Source organism: Pseudomonas sp. B414 (genome assembly GCF_055408445.1).
The window spans coordinates 71,672-94,091 of record NZ_JBUZTQ010000001.1; the positions used below are offsets into that span (position 1 = coordinate 71,672).

Consider the following 22,420-nt stretch of genomic DNA (forward strand, 5'->3'; position numbering starts at 1 on the left):
AGCCTGGTGGAATGGGCGTAGACTAGGCGCCTGCGGGCTATTGAGCCATTTCGTTTTTTAAGCATTTTCGATAAGTATTACTTATGGATTTCAAGCAGCTGCGTTATTTCGTCGCGGTCTATGAAGAAGGCCATGTGGGCCGTGCTGCCGAACGCCTTTCCATCTCGCAACCAGCCCTGTCGCAGCAGATTCGTCAGCTCGAGCACAACCTCGATGTCAGCCTTTTCGAGCGCAGCAGCAAACGCCTGCTGCCTACCTTGGCGGCGCACACCCTGTATAACCATGCACTGCCACTGCTCGACGGTTTGCAGCGGGCCAAAGAGGCCCTGCACAACTTTCAGGGCCAGGCGCTGCGCACCATTGCCATTGGGGTATTGCAGACCGTGCACACCAGCCTGGTACCACAAATGCTTGAGCGGGTGCGTCAGGCCCAGCCTCATCTGGTGGTACAGATTTACGAACTGACCGGCATCGAAATCGAGCGACGCCTGCTCAATGGCTCGCTGGATATCGGCATCAGCTATCTGCCACCGCGCCAGCCGGGGTTGCACGGCATGATGCTGTACGAAGACGAACTGCAACTGGTCATCCCGGCAGATCATCCGTTGCGCGAATTCAAGAAAGTGTCCCTGAGTCAGGCCGCAGAGCTGCCGATGTTGCTGTTGGGGGAAGAGTTTCAGGTGCGCCAGATCTGGCAAACCCAGCTTGCCAACCTGGGCCGTCGACCCCAGGTGCAGGCCGAGCTGAACACCATGGCCGGGATACTCGACAGCCTGCCCCACAGCAAGCTGGCCACCGTGTTGCCGGGGCGCTCACGTCACCAGCACGACGACAAGGCGTTGCTGTGGAAACCGCTGAGTGAGCCGAGGGTGCCGCTAAAAGTGGGGTTGGTCTGTCGCGATGTGCAGCGTCAGCAAGCCACATTGGCCTTGTTGCGTACGCTGCTGGAGGATGTGATGCATCCACAGGATACAGCGCTGTAAATGTGGGAGCAGAAACAGGAACATCGTAAAATTCAGACGCACAAAAAAGAAAACCCCGCCGAGGCGGGGTTTTGCAGACTGTTTCCCTGACATCCTTTTCACTCCGCCATCCTGGCAGAATCCTACGTGTCCCTGTTGTTGCTTTGAGCTTCCTGCTCTACGTCCATGGAAAGTAGATTACCTCTGGATCCAATCTGCCGATATGGGCAATTGGCAGCACGTAATGTAAGCAAATGCTTACAACGTACTAAACACTTTAAAAATGTGCTTCATCCAACAGATAAAGCGACTCGCTGCCCGCCTTCACCGAAGCGCTCAACGAGTGGATACGTGGCAGCAAACGGGCGAAGTAGAAGCGCGCAGTCCCCAGTTTGCTGGCATAGAAAGCTTCGTCGGCTTCTTTGCCAAACGCAGCCCTCGCCATCAGTGCCCACATATACGCATACGTTGTGTAACCAAAAACCTGAAGGTACTCGACAGAAGCGGCACCGATCTCGTTTGGGTTATTTTGCGAGCGATCCAGTACCCAGGCTGTCAACTGGTCAAGTGTGTCCAATGCCGCAGCCAATGGCTGGGTGAACTCGTTCAGGTCGCTGTTTGCCGAGGCGATAAACTGACGGATCTCGTCGGCGAACTGACGGTAGTAAGCACCCTGGTTGCCCACGATCTTGCGCCCCACCAGATCCAGCGCCTGGATACCGTTGGTGCCTTCATAGATCTGGGTGATGCGCACATCGCGCACCAGTTGCTCCTGGCCCCACTCACGAATATAGCCATGGCCGCCGAACACCTGCTGGCCATGCACGGTAGTTTCCAGACCCAGATCGGTCAGGAAGGCTTTAGCCACCGGGGTCAGCAAGGCCACCAGACCATCGGCACGCTCACGGGCCGCCGGGTCTTCGCTGAACTTGGCGATATCCAGCTGGTTGGCCACGTAGGTCGAAAAAGCACGCCCGCCTTCGTTCGATGCCTTCATGGTCAACAGCATGCGCCGCACATCGGCGTGGACGATGATCGGGTCGGCCACTTTGTCCTTGGCCTGCGGGCCGGTTGCAGCGCGCCCTTGCAGACGGTCGCGGGCATATTCCACGGCGTTCTGGTACGAACGCTCACCCGAGGCCAAGCCCTGAATGCCGACGCCCAGACGCTCGTAGTTCATCATGGTGAACATCGCGGCCAGGCCACGGTTGGGTTCGCCCACCAGATAACCGACCGCCTCGTCGAAGTTCATCACGCAGGTGGCCGAAGCCTGGATACCCATTTTGTGTTCAATGGAGCCGCAGGTCACCGGGTTGCGATCACCCAGACTGCCATCGGCATTGACCATGAACTTGGGCACCAGAAACAGCGAGATGCCTTTAGGCCCCGCAGGCGCATCCGGCAGTTTGGCCAGCACCAGGTGGATAATGTTCTCGGTCAGGTCGTGCTCGCCACCGGTGATAAAGATCTTGGTACCGCTGACTTTGTAGGAGCCATCTGCCTGAGGCTCGGCCTTGGTGCGAATAATCCCCAGGTCCGTACCGGCATGGGGCTCGGTCAGACACATGGAACCGGCCCACACGCCGGAGTACATATTCGGCAGGTAAGTGGCTTTAAGTTCATCGCTGGCGTGAGCGTTGATCGATACACAAGCCCCGGCCGTCAGCATCGGATACAGACCGAAGGACAGGCTCGAGGAGTTGATCATTTCTTCGACCTGGGCCGACACTGCCTTGGGCATGCCCATGCCGCCGAACTGCGGGTCACCGCCCACGCCGACCCATCCGCCTTCAGCGTAGGTGCGGTAAGCATCGACGAAACCGGCCGGAGTGGTCACTGCGCCATTGTCCCAGTGGCAACCTTCTTCATCGCCGCTACGGCTCAGCGGGGCGATGCTTTTAGCGGTGACCTTGCCCGCTTCTTCAAGAATGGCTTCAACCGTTTCAGCGTCTACGGTCTCTGCCAACGCAGGCAATTGCGCCCAAAGTGTAGCGACCTCGAACACTTCATTGAGGACGAAGCGCATATCGCGCAGGGGCGCTTTGTAGTCAGCCATGGCAAACCTCGTAATCTGTAAACGGCGATTAATGTGGGACTCAGTCTAGCTTAACGACGACAGCGATACATAGGGTCATGCTGTGACCACCACATAAATAATGGTCATATTCAACTTGTGTGGGAGCGGGCTTGCTCGCGATAGCATCACTGCGGTCATCCTGAAACACCCCGTTGCCTGCATCGCGAGCAAGCCCGCTCCCACAGTGACCAATACATTCTTAAAACCAAAAAAGCCGCGCCCCCAAGGGAACGCGGCTTTTTAGGTGACCCGCCGAGGCTTAGTAGCCCAGGTCGAAGTCTTCTTCTTTCATGTCCATCAGGTTGGCAGCGCCCGACAGCATGGTGGCAACGTGCGCGCGGGTGCGCGGCAGGATGCGCTGGAAGTAGAAGCGCGCCGTCTGCAGCTTGGCTTTGTAGAAGGCTTCTTCCGAAGTACCGGCTGCCAGCTTTTCAGCAGCCAGGCGGGCCATGTCAGCCCAGAAGTACGCCAGGCAGGCATAACCGGAATACATCAGGTAATCGACCGAAGCCGCACCCACTTCTTCACGGTCTTTCATGGCTGCCATACCGACCTTCATGGTCAGCTCGCCCCATTCCTTGTTCAGTGCAGCCAGTGGCGTGACGAACTCGTTGAGCGTCTCGTTGCCTTCGTTGCTCTGGCAGAACTTGTGCACGATCTTGGTAAAGCCCTTGAGCGCTTCGCCCTGGGTCATCAGCACTTTACGGCCCAGCAGGTCGAGTGCCTGGATACCGGTGGTGCCTTCGTACAGCATCGAAATGCGGCTGTCGCGAACGTTCTGCTCCATGCCCCACTCGGCGATAAAGCCGTGGCCACCGTAGATTTGAACGCCGTGGTTGGCGGATTCGAAACCGACTTCAGTCATGAACGCTTTAGCGATCGGAGTCATGAAAGCCAGCAGTGCGTCGGCTTTCTTCTTCTCTTCTTCATCAACGCCGTATTTAACGATGTCGACTTGCTTGGCAGTGAAGTAAACCATCGCACGGTTGCCTTCGGCGAATGCCTTCATGGTCAACAGCATGCGGCGTACGTCAGGGTGAACGATGATCGGGTCAGCCGCCTTTTCAGGGGCTTTAGGGCCGGTCAACGAACGCATTTGCAGACGGTCGCGAGCGTACTTCAGGCCGCCCTGGAAACCGATTTCGGCGTGGGACAAGCCCTGCAATGCGGTACCCAGACGTGCGGTGTTCATAAAGGTGAACATGCAGTTCAGGCCTTTGTTCGGCGGGCCGATCAGGAAACCTGTAGCACCGTCGAAGTTCATCACGCAGGTGGCGTTGCCGTGGATGCCCATTTTGTGCTCAAGCGAGCCACAGGACACAGCATTGCGCTCACCGATGGTGCCGTCGGCGTTAGCCTTGAACTTGGGCACGATAAACAGCGAAATGCCTTTGGTGCCAGCCGGTGCATCCGGCAGGCGGGCCAGAACGATATGGACGATGTTGTCGGCCATGTCGTGTTCACCGGCCGAGATAAAGATCTTGGTGCCGGAAATTTTATAGGAGCCGTCAGCCTGAGGTTCAGCCTTGGTGCGCAGCAGGCCCAGGTCAGTACCGCAGTGCGACTCGGTCAGGCACATGGTGCCGGTCCATTCGCCGGTTACCAGCTTGGTCAGGTAGGTCTCTTGCTGCTCGGGAGTACCGTGCTCGGAGATGGTGTTCATCGCGCCATGGGACAGGCCAGGGTACATGCCCCATGACCAGTTGGCAGCGCCGACCATTTCACTGACAGCCAGACCCAGAGACTCCGGCAGGCCTTGGCCACCGTGCTCCACGTCATGGGCCAGGCTCGGCCAGCCGCCTTCAACGAATTGCTTGTAGGCTTCTTTGAAACCGGTAGGCGTTTTAACCCCGGACTCGCTCCAGGTGCAGCCTTCAATGTCACCCACACGGTTCAGAGGTGCCAGCACCTGCTCACAAAACTTGGCGCCTTCTTCAAGAATGGCGTCAACCATATCTGGAGTAGCGTCCTGGCAAGCCGGCAGGCTCTGATAATGCGCTTCGTAACCGAGCAGTTCGTCACGAACGAAGCGAATATCACGCAAGGGGGCCTTGTAGTCAGGCATAGCGATAAACCTCTGCTGATGAATCCGGGGATGAACAACCGCGTGGATTTGTTATAGCGGTCAAACAGGTGTTTGAAACATACGTTTACGCCTATTTATTGTCAAGCAGCGCGAAGCCGCCGTTCGTCTTAGGCAGGTTGATAGGCAAGGGATGACTTATTTGTGGGAGCGGCGGTGCGACGATTCGACTTGCTCGCGATGCAGACGGCGCGGTATTTCAGGCAAGTCGTGATGCGATCGCGAGCAAGCCCTCTCCCACAGGGGTTAGAGGGGCAAGCAGGGAGTCAGTCCAGCAACTCGAGCTGCAGGTATTCAGCCACGGACTGCGCCGACGCCGATTTGAGCTTTGGCACCCGTCCCAGGCAAGGTGCGGGCAAGCGTTCGGCCAGGGTGGCGAGGTTTTCTTCAAGACGTGAAGTTTGCGGGCCAATGATGTTCGCCACCCAACCCGCCAGTTGCAGACCATCCCGGGCAATCGCCTCGGCTGTCAGCAACGCATGGCTGATGCAGCCCAAACGCACCCCCACCACCAGAATCACCGGCAGGTCCAGTGCTTGCGCCAGGTCCGACAGGCTGTCTTGACCTGACAATGGCACACGCCAGCCGCCAGCACCTTCTATCAGGGTGAAGTCCGCCTGTTTGGCTAAAATGTGCTGCATCGGCTCCAGCAGCGAATGCACCGTCAGCACCACCCCGGCTTCGCGGGCAGCAATATGTGGGGCAATGGCTGGCTCGAAGGCAACCGGGTTTACCTCGTCATAAGCCAATTTGACCGAGCTTTCGGCCATCAGGGCCAGCGCATCGGCATTGCGTAAACCCTGGGGGGTGATTTCACAGCCCGAGGCGACTGGTTTACCTGCCACCGTACTCAGCCCGGCGGCACGGGCCGCATAGAGCAAGCCGGCAGCCACTGTGGTTTTGCCCACATCGGTATCAGTACCGGTAATGAAGTACGCAGGACTCATCGCGTTTTCTCCAGAATGCCGTAGACCACTTGATAGGTCGCTGGCAGCCCCTGTGGTTGACGAAATTGCTCATAGGCGCCAATCAGCCCCTGAAGCCGTGCCCTGCCGGTCAAACCTTCGGGGCGACCGGGGTTCAGGTTGTGCGCGCCCAGCGCTTTGAGCTCATGGGTCAGCTGGCGAACTTGCGGGTAGTGCAGCACATGGGGCTGCTTATGCACGCCGATTACCTGCAGGCCACTGTCGGCGCACAGTTGCTGGTAGGTTTCGAAGTCACGGAATCGATTGACGTGCACCTGCCCGTCCACCGCCCGCCAGCTGTCACGCAGCTCACTCAAGGTGCCTACGCACAAACTGGCAAATGCCAGCACCCCTCCGGGCTTGAGCACGCGATGCGCTTCGCTTAGCACGGCGCGAAAGTCTGCACACCATTGCAGCGCCAGGCTGGAGAAAATCATGTCGCAACTGTTCGATTGCAGCGGCAGGCTTTCGGCATCGCCAGCGATAAAATGCTGCGCACCGCCCAAAGGCCGGGCGTAGCCCAGCATGCCCTCGGCAATATCCAGTGCCAGCCCCTGGCTATGAGCAAAATGCTCGCCCAGCACGCGGCTGAAATACCCCGTGCCACTGCCCAGGTCCAGCCAGCGCTCGGGGCTAAGGCCAGCCGGTAGCCGGGCAATCAATTCATGACCCACCGCCCGTTGCAGCTCGGCGACGCTGTCATAACTGGCCGCCGCACGGGAAAACGAAACCGCCACCTGGCGCTTGTCCGGCAAACTGGCCGCCAGCAGCGCAACACTCAAATCATTCATCGCCCGACTCGTGTAAAAAATCCTGGATCGCCGCCGCCAGCTCGTGGGGGGCTTCCAGTAAAAAAGCATGACAGGCCTGTTCAATCAGACCCACTTCAACATCGGGCAGTAACGCCAGTACATCACTCGCCGCCTGCACCGGCACCAAGGCATCAAGCCCGGCAAACAGATGCAATTGCGGACCGTTGAAAGCCTGCAAAGCAGCCCTCGTATCCAGTTTGCCCAGCAATTCCAGACCGGCCAGCAGGGTATCGGGCTGGGCTTTAGGCGCACCACCCAGCAGCAAGCCGGCCAGTGCCCGGGCTTCAGGCGAGCCCTGGCTGCTCAGCAGGCAGAAGCGTTTCAGGGTAGTGTTGGGAGCATCGCGAAAGCCGCTGAGGAACGGCTCGAACGTGGACGCGGGCATGGCGCTCGGCCAGTTCTCGCGACTGACAAAACTGGGGTTGCTGGCCAATGTCACCAGCCCGCAACAACGATCGCCGCGGCGGGCGGCCAGTTCGCTGGCGAGCATCCCGCCCAGCGACCAGCCACCCAGCCAGACGTTGTCGGGCAGGGTCGAATCGAGCTCATCGAGCCAATCATCAAGCTCGGCGGACAACAGCACCGGCAGCGGTTCGATTTCGACCCGCAGGTGTTCGTCCAGGCCACGCAATGCCAAGGCCAGCGGCTCCAGGGGAGAAACCCCGAGGCCCCAGCCCGGCAGTAAAATCAAACGATCACGCATGAGCAGGCTCCAACGTACGCCAACAGTCGTCGAGTGCACTTAACAATAGCTGCACCTGCGCCTCTGTGTGGGCGGCCGACAGGGTCACTCGCAAGCGGGCGCTGCCTGCGGGCACGGTAGGCGGGCGGATCGCAGTCACCAGCAAGCCGCGCTCACGCAGCCTCTGCGACAAACGGATGGCCTGGCCACTGTCACCGATCATGATCGGCTGGATTGGAGTAAAGCTGTCCATCAGTTGCAGGCCAATTTGCTCGGCGCCACGACGGAACTGACTGATCAGGGTGTTCAGGTGCTCACGGCGCCAGTGCTCGGTGCGCAGCAGTTCAAGGCTTTTCAACGTTGCACAGGCCAGCGCAGGCGGCTGACTGGTGGTGTAGATATAAGGCCGGGCGAACTGGATCAGGCTTTCGATCAACTCCTCGCTGCCCGCCACAAATGCGCCGCTGGTGCCGAACGCCTTGCCCAGCGTGCCCACCAGAACCGGCACATCGTCCGCGCTCAAACCGAAGTGCTCGACAATCCCGCCGCCATTGGCGCCCAAAGGGCCGAAGCCGTGGGCATCGTCCACCATCAGCCAGGCACCTTTGGCCCTGGCTTCACGGGCCAGCGCGGGCAGATCAGCCAGGTCGCCGTCCATGCTGAATACGCCATCGGTGACCACCAGGGTACTGCCGCAGGCCTTTTCCAGGCGTTTGGCCAAACTGCTCGCATCGTTATGCAGGTAGCGGTTGAAACGCGCGCCACTGAGCAAGCCGGCATCCAGCAACGAGGCATGGTTGAGACGGTCTTCAAGCACCGTATCGCCCTGCCCCACCAAGGCGGTGACCGCGCCGATATTGGCCATATAGCCATTGCTGAACAGCAGCGCCCGTGGACGCCCGGTGAACTCGGCCAGGGCTTCTTCCAGTTCGTGATGGGGAGTGCTGTGGCCGATGACCAGATGCGACGCACCACCGCCTACACCCCAGCGCGAGGCGCCGGCCTGCCAGGCTTCGATCACCTGCGGGTGATTGGCCAGGCCCAGATAGTCGTTATTGCAGAAGGCGAGCAGCGGCTTGCCGTCGACCACCACCTGCGGCCCTTGCGGGCTCTGCAGCAGCGGGCGCTGGCGATACAAATTATCGGCACGGCGAACGGCCAGACGGGCGCTTAAATCAAAAGACATGCTGGCCTCGATAAAAACATCACCCCCCTGTGGCAGCGGGCTTGCTCGCGATGCAGACGACGCGGTGTATCTGAACTACCGCGGTGTTGCAATCGCGAGCAAGCCCGCGCCCACAAGGGAATTGCGAAAAGGTTTAAACCGCAGCGTTATAGAACTGCTCGCTGGATTTCTGATCGCGCAGCGCATGCTCGATCACCGCCTGATGCACTTCGTCAGCATGATCTTCACGGGCCTCGGGCAAGATACCCAGGCGACTGAACAACTGCATGTCTTTGTCCGCCTGCGGGTTGGCCGTGGTCAGCAGTTTGTCGCCGTAGAAAATCGAGTTGGCCCCGGCAAAAAACGCCAGCGCCTGCATTTGCTCGTTCATCGCCTCACGCCCGGCCGAAAGCCGTACATGACTGTGCGGCATCATGATCCGCGCTACCGCCAGCATGCGAATAAAGTCGAACGGGTCGATATCTTCGGCGTTTTCCATCGGCGTACCGGCCACTTTCACCAGCATGTTGATCGGCACCGATTCCGGATGCTCAGGCAGGTTGGCCAACTGGATCAGCAGGTTGGCGCGGTCATCCAGCGACTCACCCATGCCCAGAATGCCGCCGGAGCAGATCTTCATCCCGCTGTCGCGCACATAACTCAGGGTTTGCAGGCGCTCGCTGTAGGTACGAGTGGTGATGATGCTGGTGTAGAACTCTGGGGAGGTATCGAGGTTGTGGTTGTAGTAGTCGAGCCCGGCATGGGCCAGTGCAGCGGTCTGCTCCTGATCCAGCTTGCCCAGGGTCATGCAGGTTTCCAGACCCATGGCCTTCACGCCTTTGACCATTTCCAGCACGTAGGGCATGTCTTTGGCTGACGGATGCTTCCAGGCCGCGCCCATGCAAAAGCGGGTAGCGCCGATATCCTTGGCCCGTTGTGCCTCTTCGAGCACCTTCTGCACCTGCATCAGCTTCTCTTTGGCCAGGCCGGTGTTGTAGTGGCCCGACTGCGGACAATATTTGCAATCTTCCGGGCAGGCGCCGGTCTTGATCGACAGCAGCGTCGAAACCTGGACCCGGTTGGCATTGAAATGCTTGCGGTGAACGGTCTGCGCCTCGAAAAGCAGGTCGTTGAAAGGCTGGGTAAACATCGCCCGGACTTCGGCTAAAGACCAATCATGTCGCAATTTGGCAAGGCTGCTGGCGCTCATCGGCGTTTCTCTTGTTTATGCTTTGACTAGAACCCGAGGCAATAACCCCAGACACGGCACGGATGTCGGCATGTTTAAGGATGTGACATGAACTGTCAACCACAATGGATAAAGGTGGTTTACAACTGGTTATTAAACAACCAGACGTGTTTATTGTGCGACGAGCGCGCCTGTACGGGGCAAGCCCTGTGCGTCCCCTGCGAGCTGGAGTTGCCCTGGCTGGGCGACTGCTGTCAGCGCTGCGCTTTGCCGCTGCCGATGGCGGGGCTGATATGCGGCCATTGCATCAGGCAGCCGCCAGCCTTCGAGCGCGTCCATGCGCCCTGGGTGTATGGCTTTCCGATCGACAGTTTGATCGTTCGCTTCAAGCACCAGAGCAAATGGCCCTATGGTCGGTTGTTGGCCGAAATTCTCGGCCAATCGCTGCTTGATAGCTTCAATTCGGGTGAGCCTCGACCTGCCTTTCTACTGCCGGTGCCCCTGTCCACCCAACGCTTGCGAGAGCGTGGGTATAACCAAGCGGGCATGCTGGGGGACTGGCTCAGCAAGCAAGTGAGCATCCCCTGCCAACCGCACTGGCTGCTGCGTACTCAGAACACTGCCGCGCAACAGGATCTGGACGCCAAAACCCGCAAGCGCAACCTGCGTCAGGCATTCAGCCTGGCACCGGGGGTGCAGGTTCGCGGGTTGCATCTGGCCCTGGTCGATGACGTGCTGACCACCGGTGCCACAGCTGAAAGCCTGGCGCGCCTGCTGCTCAAGGCCGGAGCGCGGCGGGTCGATGTATATTGCCTGGCACGCACGCCAAAACCCGACGGGCTTGCTTGACGCCACCCGGTTGAGCAGGCACTTTCCGGGCACGTCCCACCTTGCGAACCTGCCTCATGCACCTGCCCACCCTGCTTGCCCAACATATCGTCCGTCGCCCGCAACGCATCGCCCTGTTGCAGCACATAGCCGAACAGGGCTCGATCACAGCGGCTGCCAAAAGTGCGGGCATCAGCTACAAGGCTGCGTGGGATGCCATTGATGAGTTGAACAACCTCGCGCAAACCCCCTTGGTTGAGCGCAGCATTGGCGGCAAAGGCGGAGGCGGCGCCCGCCTGTCGGTAGCCGGTGAACGGGTGCTGCGCCTTTATCAGCGCTTGCAGGCATTACAGGCCCAAGTGCTGGACGCCGCCGAAGACGCGCAGGATCTCGACCTGCTGGGCCGCCTGATGCTGCGCACCAGCGCCCGCAACCAGTTGCACGGCACCGTTATTGCCATTCACAACCATGGCCACAACGACCTGATCGAACTTGAGTTGCCTGGTGCCCTGACCTTACGCGCGCAAATTACCCGCGACAGCACCCAGCGCCTGGAACTGGCCATCGGCAGCCCGGCAGTGGCGCTGATCAAAGCGGGCTGGTTGCAATTGATCGATGCCGAACAGCTCCCAAGCCCCGAGCACAATCACCTGCACGGGCAGATCGAACAGATCCTGCATACCGGCGACGGCCCCAGCGAAGTCCGTATCAGCCTGCCCGGCGGCCAGACTCTGTGTGCCCTGACCGAGTCGCAACACCTTGAAACACTTGGCTTGAGTGTTGAAGACGAGGCCCAGGTGCAATTTTCACCCTCCATGGTGTTGTTGGGGACAGCACTCTGAACCGCCACCCACCGTCTGAAACATCCCTGTCATACCGGCTGCTTATGGTGTCTGCCAAAACCGTTGCCAGCCGAGCCAGCCATGAGCCTATTAGAAGAAAACCAATCCACCGACCTTGAGCAGATTATCGGCCTGAGCCGTCGTGGTTTTATCAGTGCAGGCGCCTTGTGCGGCGCAGCGATGTTTTTGGGCGGCGGCCTGCTCAGTCGCAGTGCCCTGGCAGCCGGAGTCAGCGCCGCCAACAGTAAACTGCTGGGCTTCGACAGCATCAACGCCGCCACCGCCGATACCATCAGCCTGCCGCCCGGCTATCGTTCCTCGGTACTCATCAGTTGGGGCCAGCCGCTGCAAGCCAAAGGTCCTGCGTTTGACCCCTCCGGCAACGGCACCGCCAGCGAGCAGGAAGTGCAATTTGGCGACAACAATGACGGCATGAGCCTGTTCGCCTTCCCCGATGACCCGAACCGGGCCCTGATGGCGATCAACAACGAATACACCAACTACCGCTACCTCTACCCCCACGGCGGCTCGCCCACTTCCCTTGAAGAAGTGCGCAAGGCCCTGGCCAGTGAAGGCGTGTCGGTCATCGAAATCCAGCGCAAGGGCGACAGCTGGCAGTTCGTCCAGGGCTCGCCCTTTAACCGGCGCATCCACGGCAATACACCGATTCGCCTGAGCGGCCCCGCCGCCGGGCACGAGTTGTTACGTACCAAGGCCGACGCCACCGGTACTCGTACCTTGGGTACGTTCCAGAACTGCGCCAACGGTAAAACCCCGTGGGGCACCTACCTGACGTGCGAAGAAAACTTCACCGACTGCTTCGGCAGCTCTGATGCCAAACAAAACTTCGATGCTGCGCAAAAACGCTATGGCGCAGTCGCCGCCAGCAAGGACATCAACTGGCACCCGCACGACCCGCGCTTCGACCTGGCACTCAACCCCAACGAACTCAATCGTCACGGCTGGGTGGTGGAGATCGACCCGTTCGACCCGCTTTCAACACCGGTCAAACGCACTGCACTGGGCCGTTTTAAACATGAAAACGCTGCCCTGGCCGAAACCGGCGACGGCCGGGCCGTGGTGTATATGGGCGACGATGAGCGCGGCGAATTTATCTACAAATTTATCAGCCGCGACAAGATCAATCACCAGAACCCCAAGGCCAATCGCGACCTGCTCGACCATGGCACCCTTTATGTGGCGCGCTTTGACAATGGCGACAGCAACCCTGACCACCCCAAGGGCCACGGCCAGTGGATTGAACTGAGCCACGGTAAAAACGGTGTGGATGCGGATAGTGGCTTTGCCAGCCAGGCCGAAGTCCTGATCCATGCGCGCATGGCAGGCAGCACGGTCGGCGCCACGCGCATGGATCGCCCGGAATGGATTGTGGTCAGCCCCAAGGACGGCCAGGTCTATTGCACCCTGACCAACAACGTCAAACGCGGCGAAGACGGCCAGCCCGCTGGCGGCCCCAACCCGCGGGAGAAAAACGTCTACGGGCAAATCCTGCGCTGGCAGGCCCACAAGGGCGATCACGCTGCCGACAGCTTCGACTGGGATCTGTTTGTGGTGGCCGGCAACCCGGCGGTTCACGGCAAAACGGCCAAAGGAGGCTCGGCCAACATCACCCCGCAGAACATGTTCAACAGCCCCGACGGCCTGGGTTTTGACGATGCCGGGCGCTTGTGGATCCTCACCGACGGCGATGCCAGCAACAGCGGCGACTTTGCCGGCATGGGCAACAACCAGATGCTCTGCGCCGATCCGGTGAGCGGTGAAATCCGTCGCTTTATGGTTGGGCCGATTGGTTGCGAAGTCACCGGCATCAGCTTCTCCCCCGACCAGAAAACCCTGTTCGTGGGCATTCAGCATCCTGGCGAAAACGGCGGCTCGACCTTCCCCGAGCACCTGCCCAACGGCAAACCGCGCTCCTCGGTCATGGCCATCAGCCGTGAAGACGGCGGTATCGTCGGCGCTTAAAGCCGGGACCTGCCCTTGTGGGAGCGGGCTTGCTCGCGATGGCTATCTGTGCGGTTTAGCAGATAAACCGAGTCGCCTGTATCGCGAGCAAGCCCGCTCCCACAGGTTTTGTGCCTGCCCTCCATCGGTCTGCGCTAACATGCATGGCCGGACGCGGCAGCCTGCTGCGCGCAGGAGTCAGCATGTCTCATCCGTTTGCAACACTTACCCCTGATCTGGTCCTCGACGCCGTCGAGAGCATCGGCTTCCTCAGCGATGCCCGTGTGCTGGCGCTCAACAGTTACGAAAACCGCGTGTACCAGGTCGGCATCGAAGACTCGGAACCGTTGATCGCCAAGTTCTATCGCCCCCAGCGCTGGACCAACGAAGCGATCCTCGAAGAACACCGCTTTACCTTCGAACTGGCCGACTGCGAAGTACCGGTGGTGGCGCCGCTGATCCACAACGGCGAAAGCCTGTTCGAGCACCAGGGTTTCCGTTTCACCCTGTTCCCGCGCCGTGGTGGCCGTGCGCCGGAGCCGGGCAATCTCGACCAGCTTTATCGCCTCGGCCAGCTGCTCGGCCGCCTGCATGCCGTGGGCGCGACCAAGCCGTTTGAGCATCGCGAAGCGCTGGGCGTGAAAAACTTCGGCCATGACTCGCTGACCACCCTGCTGGAAGGCAACTTTATCCCGCGCAGCCTGCTGCCGGCCTATGAGTCCGTTGCCCGCGACCTGCTCAAGCGCGTCGAAGATGTGTACGCCGCGACCCCGCACACCAATATCCGCATGCACGGCGACTGCCACCCCGGCAATATGATGTGCCGCGACGAGGTGTTCCATATCGTCGACCTCGACGACTGCCGTATGGGCCCTGCGGTGCAGGACTTGTGGATGATGCTGGCCGGTGACCGTCAGGAATGCCTGGGCCAGTTGTCAGAATTGATGGACGGCTACAGCGAGTTCCATGACTTCAACCCGCGCGAACTGGCGTTGATCGAACCCCTGCGTGCCCTGCGCCTGATGCACTACAGCGCCTGGCTGGCCCGCCGCTGGGACGACCCGGCATTCCCCCACAGCTTCCCGTGGTTTGGCAGCGAACGCTATTGGGGCGATCAGGTCCTGGCGCTGCGCGAGCAGTTGTCGGCGCTTAATGAAGAGCCGCTGAAGTTGTTTTGAAGTAACACCCTCTTTCTGTGGGAGCAGCGGTGCGACGCTCCCACAAATGGAAAAACCTGCTTACACTCTTGGCTTCTTTCGTGTCCGTTAGTTGCTTAAGCAAGGATTCTGCATGCAAGCCGCCAACCCGCGTCGCGGGTACATCTTAGGCCTCACCGCCTATATCATCTGGGGCATCTTCCCACTCTATTTCAAACTGCTGGCCAGCGTCCCGGCCGCCGAAATCATCGTTAACCGGGTGCTCTGGTCGGCGCTGTTCGGCTCGCTGTTGCTGCTGGTATGGAAGCACCCCGGCTGGTGGCAGGAACTGCGCGACAACCCCAAACGTCTTGGCGTGCTGACCATCAGCGGCCTGCTGATTGCAGTCAATTGGCTGACCTATGTGTGGGCGGTAAACAACGACCGCATGGTCGAAGCCAGCCTGGGGTACTACATCAACCCGCTGGTCAATGTACTGCTGGGCATGCTGTTGCTGGGCGAACGCCTGCGCCGCCTGCAATGGCTTGCCGTCGGCCTGGCCGCTGCCGGGGTGGCGCAACAGGTGTGGTATGTGGGCAGCCTGCCATGGGTGTCGCTGGTATTGGCGCTGAGCTTCGGCTTTTACGGGCTGATCCGCAAACAGGCGCCGGTCAAGGCATTGCCAGGGCTGGTGGTCGAAACCTGGATTCTGGTGCCGGTGGCCATCGGCTGGCTGTTGCTGCACCCCGAGGCCAATAGTGCCCATGCTGACTTCTGGAGCACCTCAGAGGCCTGGCTGCTGGTATTTGCCGGCCCGGCCACGCTGATACCGCTGGTGAGCTTCAACGCCGCCGCACGGCATCTGCCCTACACCACCCTGGGCTTTATGCAGTACATCGCGCCGACGCTGGTGTTGATCCTGGCGGTAACGGTCTATGGCGAACACCTGTCCGAAAGTACCCTGCTGGCCTTTGTGTTTATCTGGGCCGGGCTGGTGGTGTACAGCCTCGATGCCTGGTTCAGCCTGCGCCAGCGCGGTTGAGGTTTACTCCTCAGTACTGAACTTGAGGTCCACCAGCAGTTCATCGGCCAGGGTTTCCAGGCGTTTTTGCAACACATCCAGCGACAGGGTCAGGGGTACTGCCAGAATCGCCTCGGCATGAAACAGCGGCTCGTTGCTCATCGGCGCGGGCCGCACGTCCGTCACCAGCCGCTCCAGGCTCACCCCCTGCTCCGTCAGCACCCGGGTAATGTCGCGCACAATGCCGGGGCGGTCGTTGCCCACCAGTTCCATGGCAATGGGCTTCCAGGTGCAAGACTGCTCGATGCCGCTTTCGGCAATCAATACCCGAATCCCCTCCTTGCCCAACCGCTGCAACGCATCGACCAGCTCGTCGTGGGCTTCGGCGGGCACGCCCACGCGCAGGATTCCGGCAAATTGCCCGGCCATCCGCGACATTCGACTCTCGAGCCAATTACCGCCATGCTCGGCGATGCACTGGGCAATACGCTCGACCTGCCCGGCCTTGTCCTGGGCAAACACCGTAATCACAAGATGGTTCATGGCGGGGACTCTTTTATCAGGGGGTCGGTTGAGTATAGTCAGCCCCCACAAAAGCCCTCTCAAATCACAAATTGTGTACTGTTTTTAGAATTATCTGGAACAACCTGCCTATTTCTTGAGAACATCCTGTTCTTCTGTGTGACCGACAGCCTAAAAACGGTCGCAGAACGACGTGATTAGTCTGATTTTCACATCTGCAATTGATCATGTAGTATGCCTCGGCGACCACTACATAATTTGCAACATGGTTCGCCAAAGCGTCTGCAATCCCCCGTACAAACCCGCTCAGGCGGTGTTTTGAGAAGCGCTCCAGGCTTTAAATAAAAATGAGTGAGGCAAGCAATGACTGAACACGTTCACGTCGGTGGCCTGCAGGTCGCCAAAGTCCTGTTCGACTTCGTAAACAACGAAGCTATCCCCGGTACCGGCCTCACCGCCGACCAGTTCTGGGCCGGTGCCGACAAGGTCATCAATGACCTGGCACCCAAGAACAAAGCACTGCTCGCCAAACGCGATGATTTGCAGGCGCGGATCGACGCCTGGCACCAGGCTCAGGCCGGCAAGGCGCATGACGCCGTGGCTTATAAAGCCTTCCTCCAGGATATCGGGTATCTGCAGCCAGAAGCTGCGGATTTCCAGGCAACGACGCAAAACGTCGATGACGAAATCGCCCGCATGGCCGGCCCGCAACTGGTGGTCCCGGTAATGAATGCGCGCTTTGCCCTCAACGCCTCGAACGCCCGCTGGGGCTCGCTGTACGACGCGTTGTACGGCACTGATGCCATCAGCGAAGCTGACGGCGCCGAAAAGGGCAAAGGCTACAACAAGGTCCGTGGCGACAAGGTTATTGCCTTTGCCCGCGCCTTTCTCGACGAAGCTGCACCTCTGGCCAGCGGCACCCACGTTGACGCGACCGGCTACGCCATCGTTGGCGGTGCCCTGCAAGTCACCCTCAAGGGCGGCGCCAGCAGCGGCCTGCGCAACACCGCGCAACTGATCGGCTACCACGGTTCTGCCGCAGCGCCGACTGCCGTGCTGCTCAAGCACAACGGCCTGCACTTCGAAATCCAGATCGATGCCTCCAGCCCTGTCGGCCAGACCGACGCCGCAGGCATCAAAGACGTGCTGATGGAAGCGGCCCTGACCACCATCATGGACTGTGAAGACTCGGTTGCTGCCGTCGATGCTGACGACAAGGTAGTGATCTACCGCAACTGGCTCGGCCTGATGAAAGGTGACCTCAGCGAGCAGGTGTCCAAGGGCGGCGCAACTTTCACCCGCACCATGAACCCGGACCGCGAGTACTCCGCGCCCAACGGCGGCACCGTCAGCCTGCATGGCCGCTCGCTGTTGTTCGTGCGTAACGTTGGCCACCTGATGACCATCGACGCGATCCTCGACAAAGACGGCAACGAAGTGCCCGAAGGCATTCTCGACGGCCTGCTGACCAGCCTCGCAGCGATCCACAGCCTCAACGGCAAAGCCACGCGCAGTAACAGCCGCACCGGCTCGGTCTACATCGTAAAGCCGAAGATGCACGGCGCTGAAGAAGCGGCGTTCACCAACGAGCTGTTCGGTCGCATCGAAGACGTGCTCAAGCTGCCACGCAACACGCTCAAAGTCGGGATCATGGACGAAGAGCGCCGCACCACGGTCAACCTCAAGGCGTGCATCAAGGCCGCCAGCGAGCGTGTGGTGTTTATCAACACCGGCTTCCTGGACCGCACCGGCGACGAGATTCACACCTCAATGGAGGCTGGTCCCGTAGTACGCAAGGCCGACATGAAAGCCCAGAAGTGGATTTCGGCCTACGAAAACAACAACGTCGATGTCGGCCTGAGCACTGGCCTGCAAGGCCGTGCGCAAATCGGTAAAGGCATGTGGGCCATGCCCGACCTGATGGCCGCGATGCTCGAACAGAAAATCGCCCACCCACTGGCCGGTGCCAACACCGCCTGGGTGCCCTCGCCGACCGCTGCTGCCCTGCACGCACTGCACTACCACAAGGTTGACGTGTTCGCCCGTCAGGCCGAACTGGCCAAGCGCGCTCCGGCCTCGGTGGACGACATCCTGACCATCCCGCTGGCCGTAAATCCGCAGTGGACCCCGGAGCAGATCCAGAACGAACTGGACAACAACTCCCAGGGCATCCTCGGCTACGTGGTGCGCTGGATCGACCAGGGCGTGGGTTGTTCGAAGGTGCCGGATATCAACGATATCGGCCTGATGGAAGACCGTGCCACGCTGCGTATTTCAAGCCAGCACATCGCCAACTGGCTGCGTCACGGCATCGTCAACGAAACTCAGGTCATGGAAAGCCTCAAGCGCATGGCGCCAGTGGTTGACCGCCAGAACGCCAATGACGCGCTGTACCGTCCATTGGCGCCAGACTTCGACAGCAACATCGCCTTCCAGGCGGCGGTCGAACTGGTGATCGAAGGCACCAAGCAGCCTAATGGCTACACCGAGCCTGTACTGCACCGTCGTCGTCGCGAGTTCAAGGCCAAGAACGGCCTGTAACCCGCAGCGATAAAAAAGCCCCGGCCAAGTGCCGCAATGCTGTTCACTTAAGAGCAACGCTACTCAATTGTGGGAGCGGGCTTGCCCGCGATGGTCTTCTGAGCGCCGCATTTACTAAGTAAATGCGCGTCATCGTTTACGACCATCGCGGGCAAGCCCGCTCCCACAGGGGTTGAAATCGCTTAAGTGAACAACATTGCGGCCAAGTGCCGGGGTTTTTTATGCGCTTTGTCCCAACTCTGTTGGATCGGTGTCAAAGCCCCAACTCCTCGCGGATCAGTTTGAGCAGCTTGTCGGTATCAATCGGCTTAAGCAGAAAATCCACCACATGCAGGTGCATCGCATCGATTGCATCACGCACATTGGCATCGCCCGACATGATGATGATCGGCAAGGCCGACCGCTCCGATTCGCGTACTTTGCGGATCAGGTGCAAGCCATCGTGGGGCAACATGCGCAAATCGGTGACCATCAGGTTGATGGGTTGGCCAGAGGCCAACAGCTCAAGTGCCTGCTCCTCATTACTGGCCTTGAGGCATTCGATTGCGTTCATCTCCAGAAACTCCGCCAACAACTCCTGCGCGACAGGGTCGTCTTCGACAATCAATACGCACGATGAAACCGAAGCAGGTGTCTGCATGACCTCTTGCAAGGCCTCACGTTCGGCGTCGGTCAAAATGTCGTATTCAGTCATAGGATTCTCGAAAGCAACCTTGCAGGCGAAATATCCTATAAGCGTAGTCGGTTATGCCTAACCGCATGTCAATTTGCGCTTAGATGCATGTATTTCCAAGCCTCATAGCACAAGAAACAGACAAAAAACCTGTACGAAATCTAGAAAGCGGTGATAGCGCGATGCCCCCTAGACTTACGTCCAATGGGCACCCGGGCGCAGACCGCCGAGCATGAGGGATAGAAAAAACCACGGGGCGCCGCCCTGCCCGGTCATAACAACAACGGTTCACCACCCACAACGCGGTATCAGTAATGAGTAAATCGGATGCGTTTCTCCAGGCAGGGAAAACCGCGGTGTTGCAGAACATTCACGGCACCATGCAGTTTTTGCAGCGATTCCCGCCCTTTAACCAAATGGAAAACACTCACCTGGCGTATCTGGTGGAGCAGTGCCAACTGCGCTTCTATGCCCCGGGCGAGAGCATCATCCGACCGACTGACGGGCCGGTGGAACACTTCTATATCGTCAAACAGGGCCGTGTGGTGGGTGAGCGTACCCACGAAGGCCGCGAAGAGGCCCAGACCACCTTCGAGATCACTGCTGGCGAGTGTTTCCCCCTTGCTGCATTGCTGGGCGAACGTGCCACCCGCACCGAACACCGCGCCGCCGAAGACACCTTCTGCCTGCAACTGAACAAGCCTGCGTTTATCAAACTCTTTGCCCTGTCCGACGAATTCCGCGACTTTGCCCTGCGCGGTGTCAGCAGCCTGCTCGACAAGGTCAACCAGCAGGTGCAGCAGAAAGCCGCTGAAACCCTTGGCACTCAATATTCGCTCAACACCCGCCTGGGTGAACTGGCCATGCGTCACCCGGTGACCTGCGCCCCCACCGCCACCCTGCGTGATGCCGTACATCTGATGCACGAACAGCAAGTGGGCAGCATTGTGGTGGTGGACGAACACAAGGCGCCGCTGGGAATTTTCACCCTGCGCGACTTGCGCCAGGTAGTGGCTGATGGCCTTGAGGACTTCAACCAGGCTATCGAACTGCACATGACCCCCGCGCCGTTTTACCTGAGCCCCGATCACAGCGCGTTCGACGCCGCCATTGCCATGGCCGAACGGCATATTGCCCACGTGTGCCTGGTTAAAGATCAGCGCCTGTGCGGCGTGGTGTCCGAGCGCGACCTGTTCTCCCTGCAACGGGTCGATCTGGTGCATCTGGCGCGCACCATTCGCCACGCGCCAAGGCTGGATGCCCTGATCAGCCTGCGCGGTGAAATCGGCCAGTTGGTGGAACGCATGCTGGCCCACGGTGCGTCCTCCACGCAAATCACCCATATCATCACCCAGCTCAACGACCACACCGTATGCCGGGTGATCGAGCTGGTACTGGCCGACAAGGGCGACCCCGGCGTGCCATTTACCTGGCTGTGTTTTGGCAGCGAAGGGCGCCGCGAGCAAACCCTGCACACCGACCAGGACAACGGCATTCTGTTCGAGGCCAAGGATGCGGCTGAGGCCGCCAGCATTCGCCAGCGTCTGTTGCCCATCGCCCAGCAGATCAACCAGCATCTGGCGGCGTGCGGCTTTACCCTGTGCAAGGGCAATATCATGGCCGGCAACCCCGACCTGTGCTTGTCCCGTGCCGAGTGGACGCGTCGTTTTGCAGCCTTTATCCGCGAAGCCACCCCGGAAAACCTGCTGGCCTCCACCATCTATTTCGACCTGCGCGTGGTCTGGGGCGACGAGCTCGGCTGTGAGCAACTGCGGCGCGGCATGCTTGCGCAAGTAGCCGACAACCGCCTGTTCCAGCGCATGATGGCCGACAACGCATTGCGCCATCGCCCACCCGTAGGGCGCTTTCGCGAATTTGTGCTGGAGCGTAAAGGCAGTGACAAGGCCACCCTCGACCTCAAGGTCCAGGGCCTTACCCCCTTTGTTGACGGTGCGCGCTTGCTGGCGCTAGCCAACGGCGTCGAAGCCAACAACACCCTGGAGCGCCTGCGCCAGCTGGTCAGCCTTGAAGTGATCGAGCCGCTGGACGGCGCCGCCTATGAAGAGGCCTATCACTTTATCCAGCAGACCCGCATGCAGCAGCACCAACTGCAAACCCGGGAAAACCGGCCGTATTCCAACCGCGTCGACCCCGACAGCCTCAACCAGCTGGACCGGCGCATCTTGCGTGAAGCCCTGCGCCAGGCCCAGCGCCTGCAAAGCAGCCTGGCCCTGCGGTATCAGCTATGAGCCTGTTGTCCTGGTTGTTGCCACGCAAAAAACCAGTACTGAGCCTTGAGCAGCATCAGCGCCTGCTGCAACTACCGCCTGCCTCGACGCTGAGCGAGACGCCAATTCGCAGCCAGCGCTGGGTAGTGGTCGACCTGGAAACCAGCGGCCTGAACCTTAATCGTGACCAGGTGCTGTCGATTGGCGCGGTGGTGATTGAAGACGGCGCCATTGACCTGAGCCAGGCCTTTGAACGCACCCTGCTGCGTCCCGATAACCCCCTGAGCCCCAGCATGCTGCTGCATGAACTGGGCCCCGCGGCCATTGCTGCGGGCAGCGACCCGGTGGATGCCCTGCTCGACTTTATGGATTTTGTGGGGGACAGCCCGGTGCTGGCTTTCCATGCACCGTTTGACCAGCACATGCTCACCCGCGCCCTTAAAGACAGCCTGGGTTACCGCTTGCAGCATGTGTTTATGGATGTGGCGGCACTGGCACCGATGTTTTGCCCGCAAGTGAACCTGCGCGAAGCCGGGCTTGATCAGTGGATCAACCACTTCAACTTGCAAGTCGAAGACCGCCACAACGCCAGCGCCGACGCCCTGGCCACTGCCGAACTGGCGCTCATTTTGTTTAGCCGCGCCCGCGCTCAGGGCATCGACAGCCCATTGGCCCTGCAACAGCGGCTCAACCAGTGGCAGCGGCGCAAGCAGGTGCACAGCTTCTGACACA

Annotated in this window: 18 protein-coding genes; 9 read left to right on the forward strand and 9 right to left on the reverse strand. The window is 59.9% G+C overall.

Going from position 1 to position 22,420, the window contains the following annotated elements; genetic code table 11:
* Positions 1–83: 83 nt before the first annotated feature.
* A complete protein-coding gene (locus ACZRMH_RS00330) occupies positions 84–983 on the forward strand; it encodes a LysR family transcriptional regulator (protein ID WP_464011640.1) in 900 nt (299 codons plus the stop codon).
* A gap of 256 nt (positions 984–1,239) precedes the next feature.
* On the opposite strand, the gene ACZRMH_RS00335 is transcribed toward ACZRMH_RS00330, so the two are convergent.
* From ACZRMH_RS00335 to bioB, 7 genes are all read right to left on the reverse strand, one after another.
* Positions 1,240–3,018, reverse strand: a complete 1,779-nt coding sequence (locus tag ACZRMH_RS00335) for an acyl-CoA dehydrogenase C-terminal domain-containing protein (RefSeq protein WP_464011641.1) — start codon at positions 3,016–3,018, stop codon at positions 1,240–1,242.
* Positions 3,019–3,298: 280 nt separating this feature from the next.
* Positions 3,299–5,104 carry a phenylacyl-CoA dehydrogenase gene (locus tag ACZRMH_RS00340; RefSeq protein WP_464011642.1) on the reverse strand — a complete coding sequence of 602 codons (1,806 nt, stop codon included), beginning with the start codon at positions 5,102–5,104 and terminating at the stop codon, positions 3,299–3,301.
* Between the two features lie 284 nt (positions 5,105–5,388).
* Positions 5,389–6,069 (reverse strand): dethiobiotin synthase, encoded by a 681-nt coding sequence (bioD, locus tag ACZRMH_RS00345; RefSeq protein WP_464011643.1) that lies wholly within the window; start codon positions 6,067–6,069, stop codon positions 5,389–5,391.
* Entirely contained in the window at positions 6,066–6,878 is an 813-nt protein-coding gene (bioC, locus tag ACZRMH_RS00350; protein ID WP_464011644.1) for a malonyl-ACP O-methyltransferase BioC, read from the reverse strand. The genes bioD and bioC overlap by 4 nt, the downstream gene beginning before the upstream one ends.
* Positions 6,871–7,602 carry an alpha/beta fold hydrolase gene (locus tag ACZRMH_RS00355; protein WP_464011645.1) on the reverse strand — a complete coding sequence of 244 codons (732 nt, stop codon included), beginning with the start codon at positions 7,600–7,602 and terminating at the stop codon, positions 6,871–6,873. The genes bioC and ACZRMH_RS00355 overlap by 8 nt, the downstream gene beginning before the upstream one ends.
* Positions 7,595–8,767 carry an 8-amino-7-oxononanoate synthase gene (gene bioF, locus ACZRMH_RS00360; protein WP_464011646.1) on the reverse strand — a complete coding sequence of 391 codons (1,173 nt, stop codon included), beginning with the start codon at positions 8,765–8,767 and terminating at the stop codon, positions 7,595–7,597. Before bioF ends, ACZRMH_RS00355 begins: the two co-directional genes overlap by 8 nt.
* A gap of 133 nt (positions 8,768–8,900) precedes the next feature.
* Positions 8,901–9,956 carry a biotin synthase BioB gene (gene bioB / locus ACZRMH_RS00365; protein WP_464011647.1) on the reverse strand — a complete coding sequence of 352 codons (1,056 nt, stop codon included), beginning with the start codon at positions 9,954–9,956 and terminating at the stop codon, positions 8,901–8,903.
* 87 nt (positions 9,957–10,043) lie between these two features.
* On the opposite strand from bioB, the gene ACZRMH_RS00370 reads away from it, so the two are divergent.
* The 5 genes from ACZRMH_RS00370 to rarD all read left to right on the forward strand — a co-directional run bounded on the left by ACZRMH_RS00370 (position 10,044) and on the right by rarD (position 15,745).
* Positions 10,044–10,784 carry a double zinc ribbon domain-containing protein gene (locus tag ACZRMH_RS00370; RefSeq protein ID WP_464011648.1) on the forward strand — a complete coding sequence of 247 codons (741 nt, stop codon included), beginning with the start codon at positions 10,044–10,046 and terminating at the stop codon, positions 10,782–10,784.
* A 56-nt stretch (positions 10,785–10,840) separates the two neighbouring features.
* Positions 10,841–11,605, forward strand: coding sequence for a TOBE domain-containing protein (locus ACZRMH_RS00375; protein WP_464011649.1), 765 nt, complete (start codon positions 10,841–10,843; stop codon positions 11,603–11,605).
* A gap of 81 nt (positions 11,606–11,686) precedes the next feature.
* A complete protein-coding gene (locus ACZRMH_RS00380) occupies positions 11,687–13,588 on the forward strand; it encodes a PhoX family protein (RefSeq protein WP_464011650.1) in 1,902 nt (633 codons plus the stop codon).
* A gap of 182 nt (positions 13,589–13,770) precedes the next feature.
* Positions 13,771–14,745: a serine/threonine protein kinase gene (locus tag ACZRMH_RS00385; protein WP_464011651.1), complete on the forward strand. Its 975-nt coding sequence runs from the start codon at positions 13,771–13,773 to the stop codon at positions 14,743–14,745.
* A 112-nt stretch (positions 14,746–14,857) separates the two neighbouring features.
* Positions 14,858–15,745 carry an EamA family transporter RarD gene (rarD, locus tag ACZRMH_RS00390; protein ID WP_464011652.1) on the forward strand — a complete coding sequence of 296 codons (888 nt, stop codon included), beginning with the start codon at positions 14,858–14,860 and terminating at the stop codon, positions 15,743–15,745.
* Between the two features lie 3 nt (positions 15,746–15,748).
* Here rarD and ACZRMH_RS00395 read toward each other — a convergent pair whose 3' ends face one another.
* Positions 15,749–16,267 carry a glycine cleavage system transcriptional repressor gene (locus tag ACZRMH_RS00395; RefSeq protein WP_016782481.1) on the reverse strand — a complete coding sequence of 173 codons (519 nt, stop codon included), beginning with the start codon at positions 16,265–16,267 and terminating at the stop codon, positions 15,749–15,751.
* 342 nt (positions 16,268–16,609) lie between these two features.
* Here ACZRMH_RS00395 and ACZRMH_RS00400 point away from each other — a divergent pair, with 342 nt between their 5' ends.
* Positions 16,610–18,787, forward strand: coding sequence for a malate synthase G (locus tag ACZRMH_RS00400; protein WP_464011653.1), 2,178 nt, complete (start codon positions 16,610–16,612; stop codon positions 18,785–18,787).
* Between the two features lie 253 nt (positions 18,788–19,040).
* Here the strand turns inward: ACZRMH_RS00400 and ACZRMH_RS00405 are convergent, their stop codons facing one another.
* A complete protein-coding gene (locus tag ACZRMH_RS00405) occupies positions 19,041–19,481 on the reverse strand; it encodes a response regulator (RefSeq protein ID WP_464011654.1) in 441 nt (146 codons plus the stop codon).
* Positions 19,482–19,774: 293 nt separating this feature from the next.
* Between ACZRMH_RS00405 and ACZRMH_RS00410 the strand changes: the two genes are divergently transcribed.
* Entirely contained in the window at positions 19,775–21,709 is a 1,935-nt protein-coding gene (locus ACZRMH_RS00410) for a putative nucleotidyltransferase substrate binding domain-containing protein (protein ID WP_464011655.1), read from the forward strand.
* Positions 21,706–22,416 carry a 3'-5' exonuclease gene (locus ACZRMH_RS00415; protein ID WP_464011656.1) on the forward strand — a complete coding sequence of 237 codons (711 nt, stop codon included), beginning with the start codon at positions 21,706–21,708 and terminating at the stop codon, positions 22,414–22,416. Before ACZRMH_RS00410 ends, ACZRMH_RS00415 begins: the two co-directional genes overlap by 4 nt.
* Positions 22,417–22,420 lie beyond the last annotated feature (4 nt).

What these genes read in the sequence shown, in the direction of transcription:
- ACZRMH_RS00385 (WP_464011651.1), top strand. Translation starts at nt 13,771, where the DNA reads ATGTCTCATCCGTTTGCAACACTTACCCCTGATCTGGTCCTCGACGCC.
- ACZRMH_RS00405 (WP_464011654.1), bottom strand. Translation starts at nt 19,481, where the DNA reads ATGACTGAATACGACATTTTGACCGACGCCGAACGTGAGGCCTTGCAA.
- ACZRMH_RS00410 (WP_464011655.1), top strand. Translation starts at nt 19,775, where the DNA reads ATGAGTAAATCGGATGCGTTTCTCCAGGCAGGGAAAACCGCGGTGTTG.
- bioD (WP_464011643.1), bottom strand. Translation starts at nt 6,069, where the DNA reads ATGAGTCCTGCGTACTTCATTACCGGTACTGATACCGATGTGGGCAAA.
- ACZRMH_RS00340 (WP_464011642.1), bottom strand. Translation starts at nt 5,104, where the DNA reads ATGCCTGACTACAAGGCCCCCTTGCGTGATATTCGCTTCGTTCGTGAC.
- bioF (WP_464011646.1), bottom strand. Translation starts at nt 8,767, where the DNA reads ATGTCTTTTGATTTAAGCGCCCGTCTGGCCGTTCGCCGTGCCGATAAT.
- bioB (WP_464011647.1), bottom strand. Translation starts at nt 9,956, where the DNA reads ATGAGCGCCAGCAGCCTTGCCAAATTGCGACATGATTGGTCTTTAGCC.
- bioC (WP_464011644.1), bottom strand. Translation starts at nt 6,878, where the DNA reads ATGAATGATTTGAGTGTTGCGCTGCTGGCGGCCAGTTTGCCGGACAAG.
- ACZRMH_RS00370 (WP_464011648.1), top strand. Translation starts at nt 10,044, where the DNA reads ATGAACTGTCAACCACAATGGATAAAGGTGGTTTACAACTGGTTATTA.
- rarD (WP_464011652.1), top strand. Translation starts at nt 14,858, where the DNA reads ATGCAAGCCGCCAACCCGCGTCGCGGGTACATCTTAGGCCTCACCGCC.
- ACZRMH_RS00330 (WP_464011640.1), top strand. Translation starts at nt 84, where the DNA reads ATGGATTTCAAGCAGCTGCGTTATTTCGTCGCGGTCTATGAAGAAGGC.
- ACZRMH_RS00335 (WP_464011641.1), bottom strand. Translation starts at nt 3,018, where the DNA reads ATGGCTGACTACAAAGCGCCCCTGCGCGATATGCGCTTCGTCCTCAAT.
- ACZRMH_RS00400 (WP_464011653.1), top strand. Translation starts at nt 16,610, where the DNA reads ATGACTGAACACGTTCACGTCGGTGGCCTGCAGGTCGCCAAAGTCCTG.
- ACZRMH_RS00380 (WP_464011650.1), top strand. Translation starts at nt 11,687, where the DNA reads ATGAGCCTATTAGAAGAAAACCAATCCACCGACCTTGAGCAGATTATC.
- ACZRMH_RS00375 (WP_464011649.1), top strand. Translation starts at nt 10,841, where the DNA reads ATGCACCTGCCCACCCTGCTTGCCCAACATATCGTCCGTCGCCCGCAA.
- ACZRMH_RS00415 (WP_464011656.1), top strand. Translation starts at nt 21,706, where the DNA reads ATGAGCCTGTTGTCCTGGTTGTTGCCACGCAAAAAACCAGTACTGAGC.
- ACZRMH_RS00395 (WP_016782481.1), bottom strand. Translation starts at nt 16,267, where the DNA reads ATGAACCATCTTGTGATTACGGTGTTTGCCCAGGACAAGGCCGGGCAG.
- ACZRMH_RS00355 (WP_464011645.1), bottom strand. Translation starts at nt 7,602, where the DNA reads ATGCGTGATCGTTTGATTTTACTGCCGGGCTGGGGCCTCGGGGTTTCT.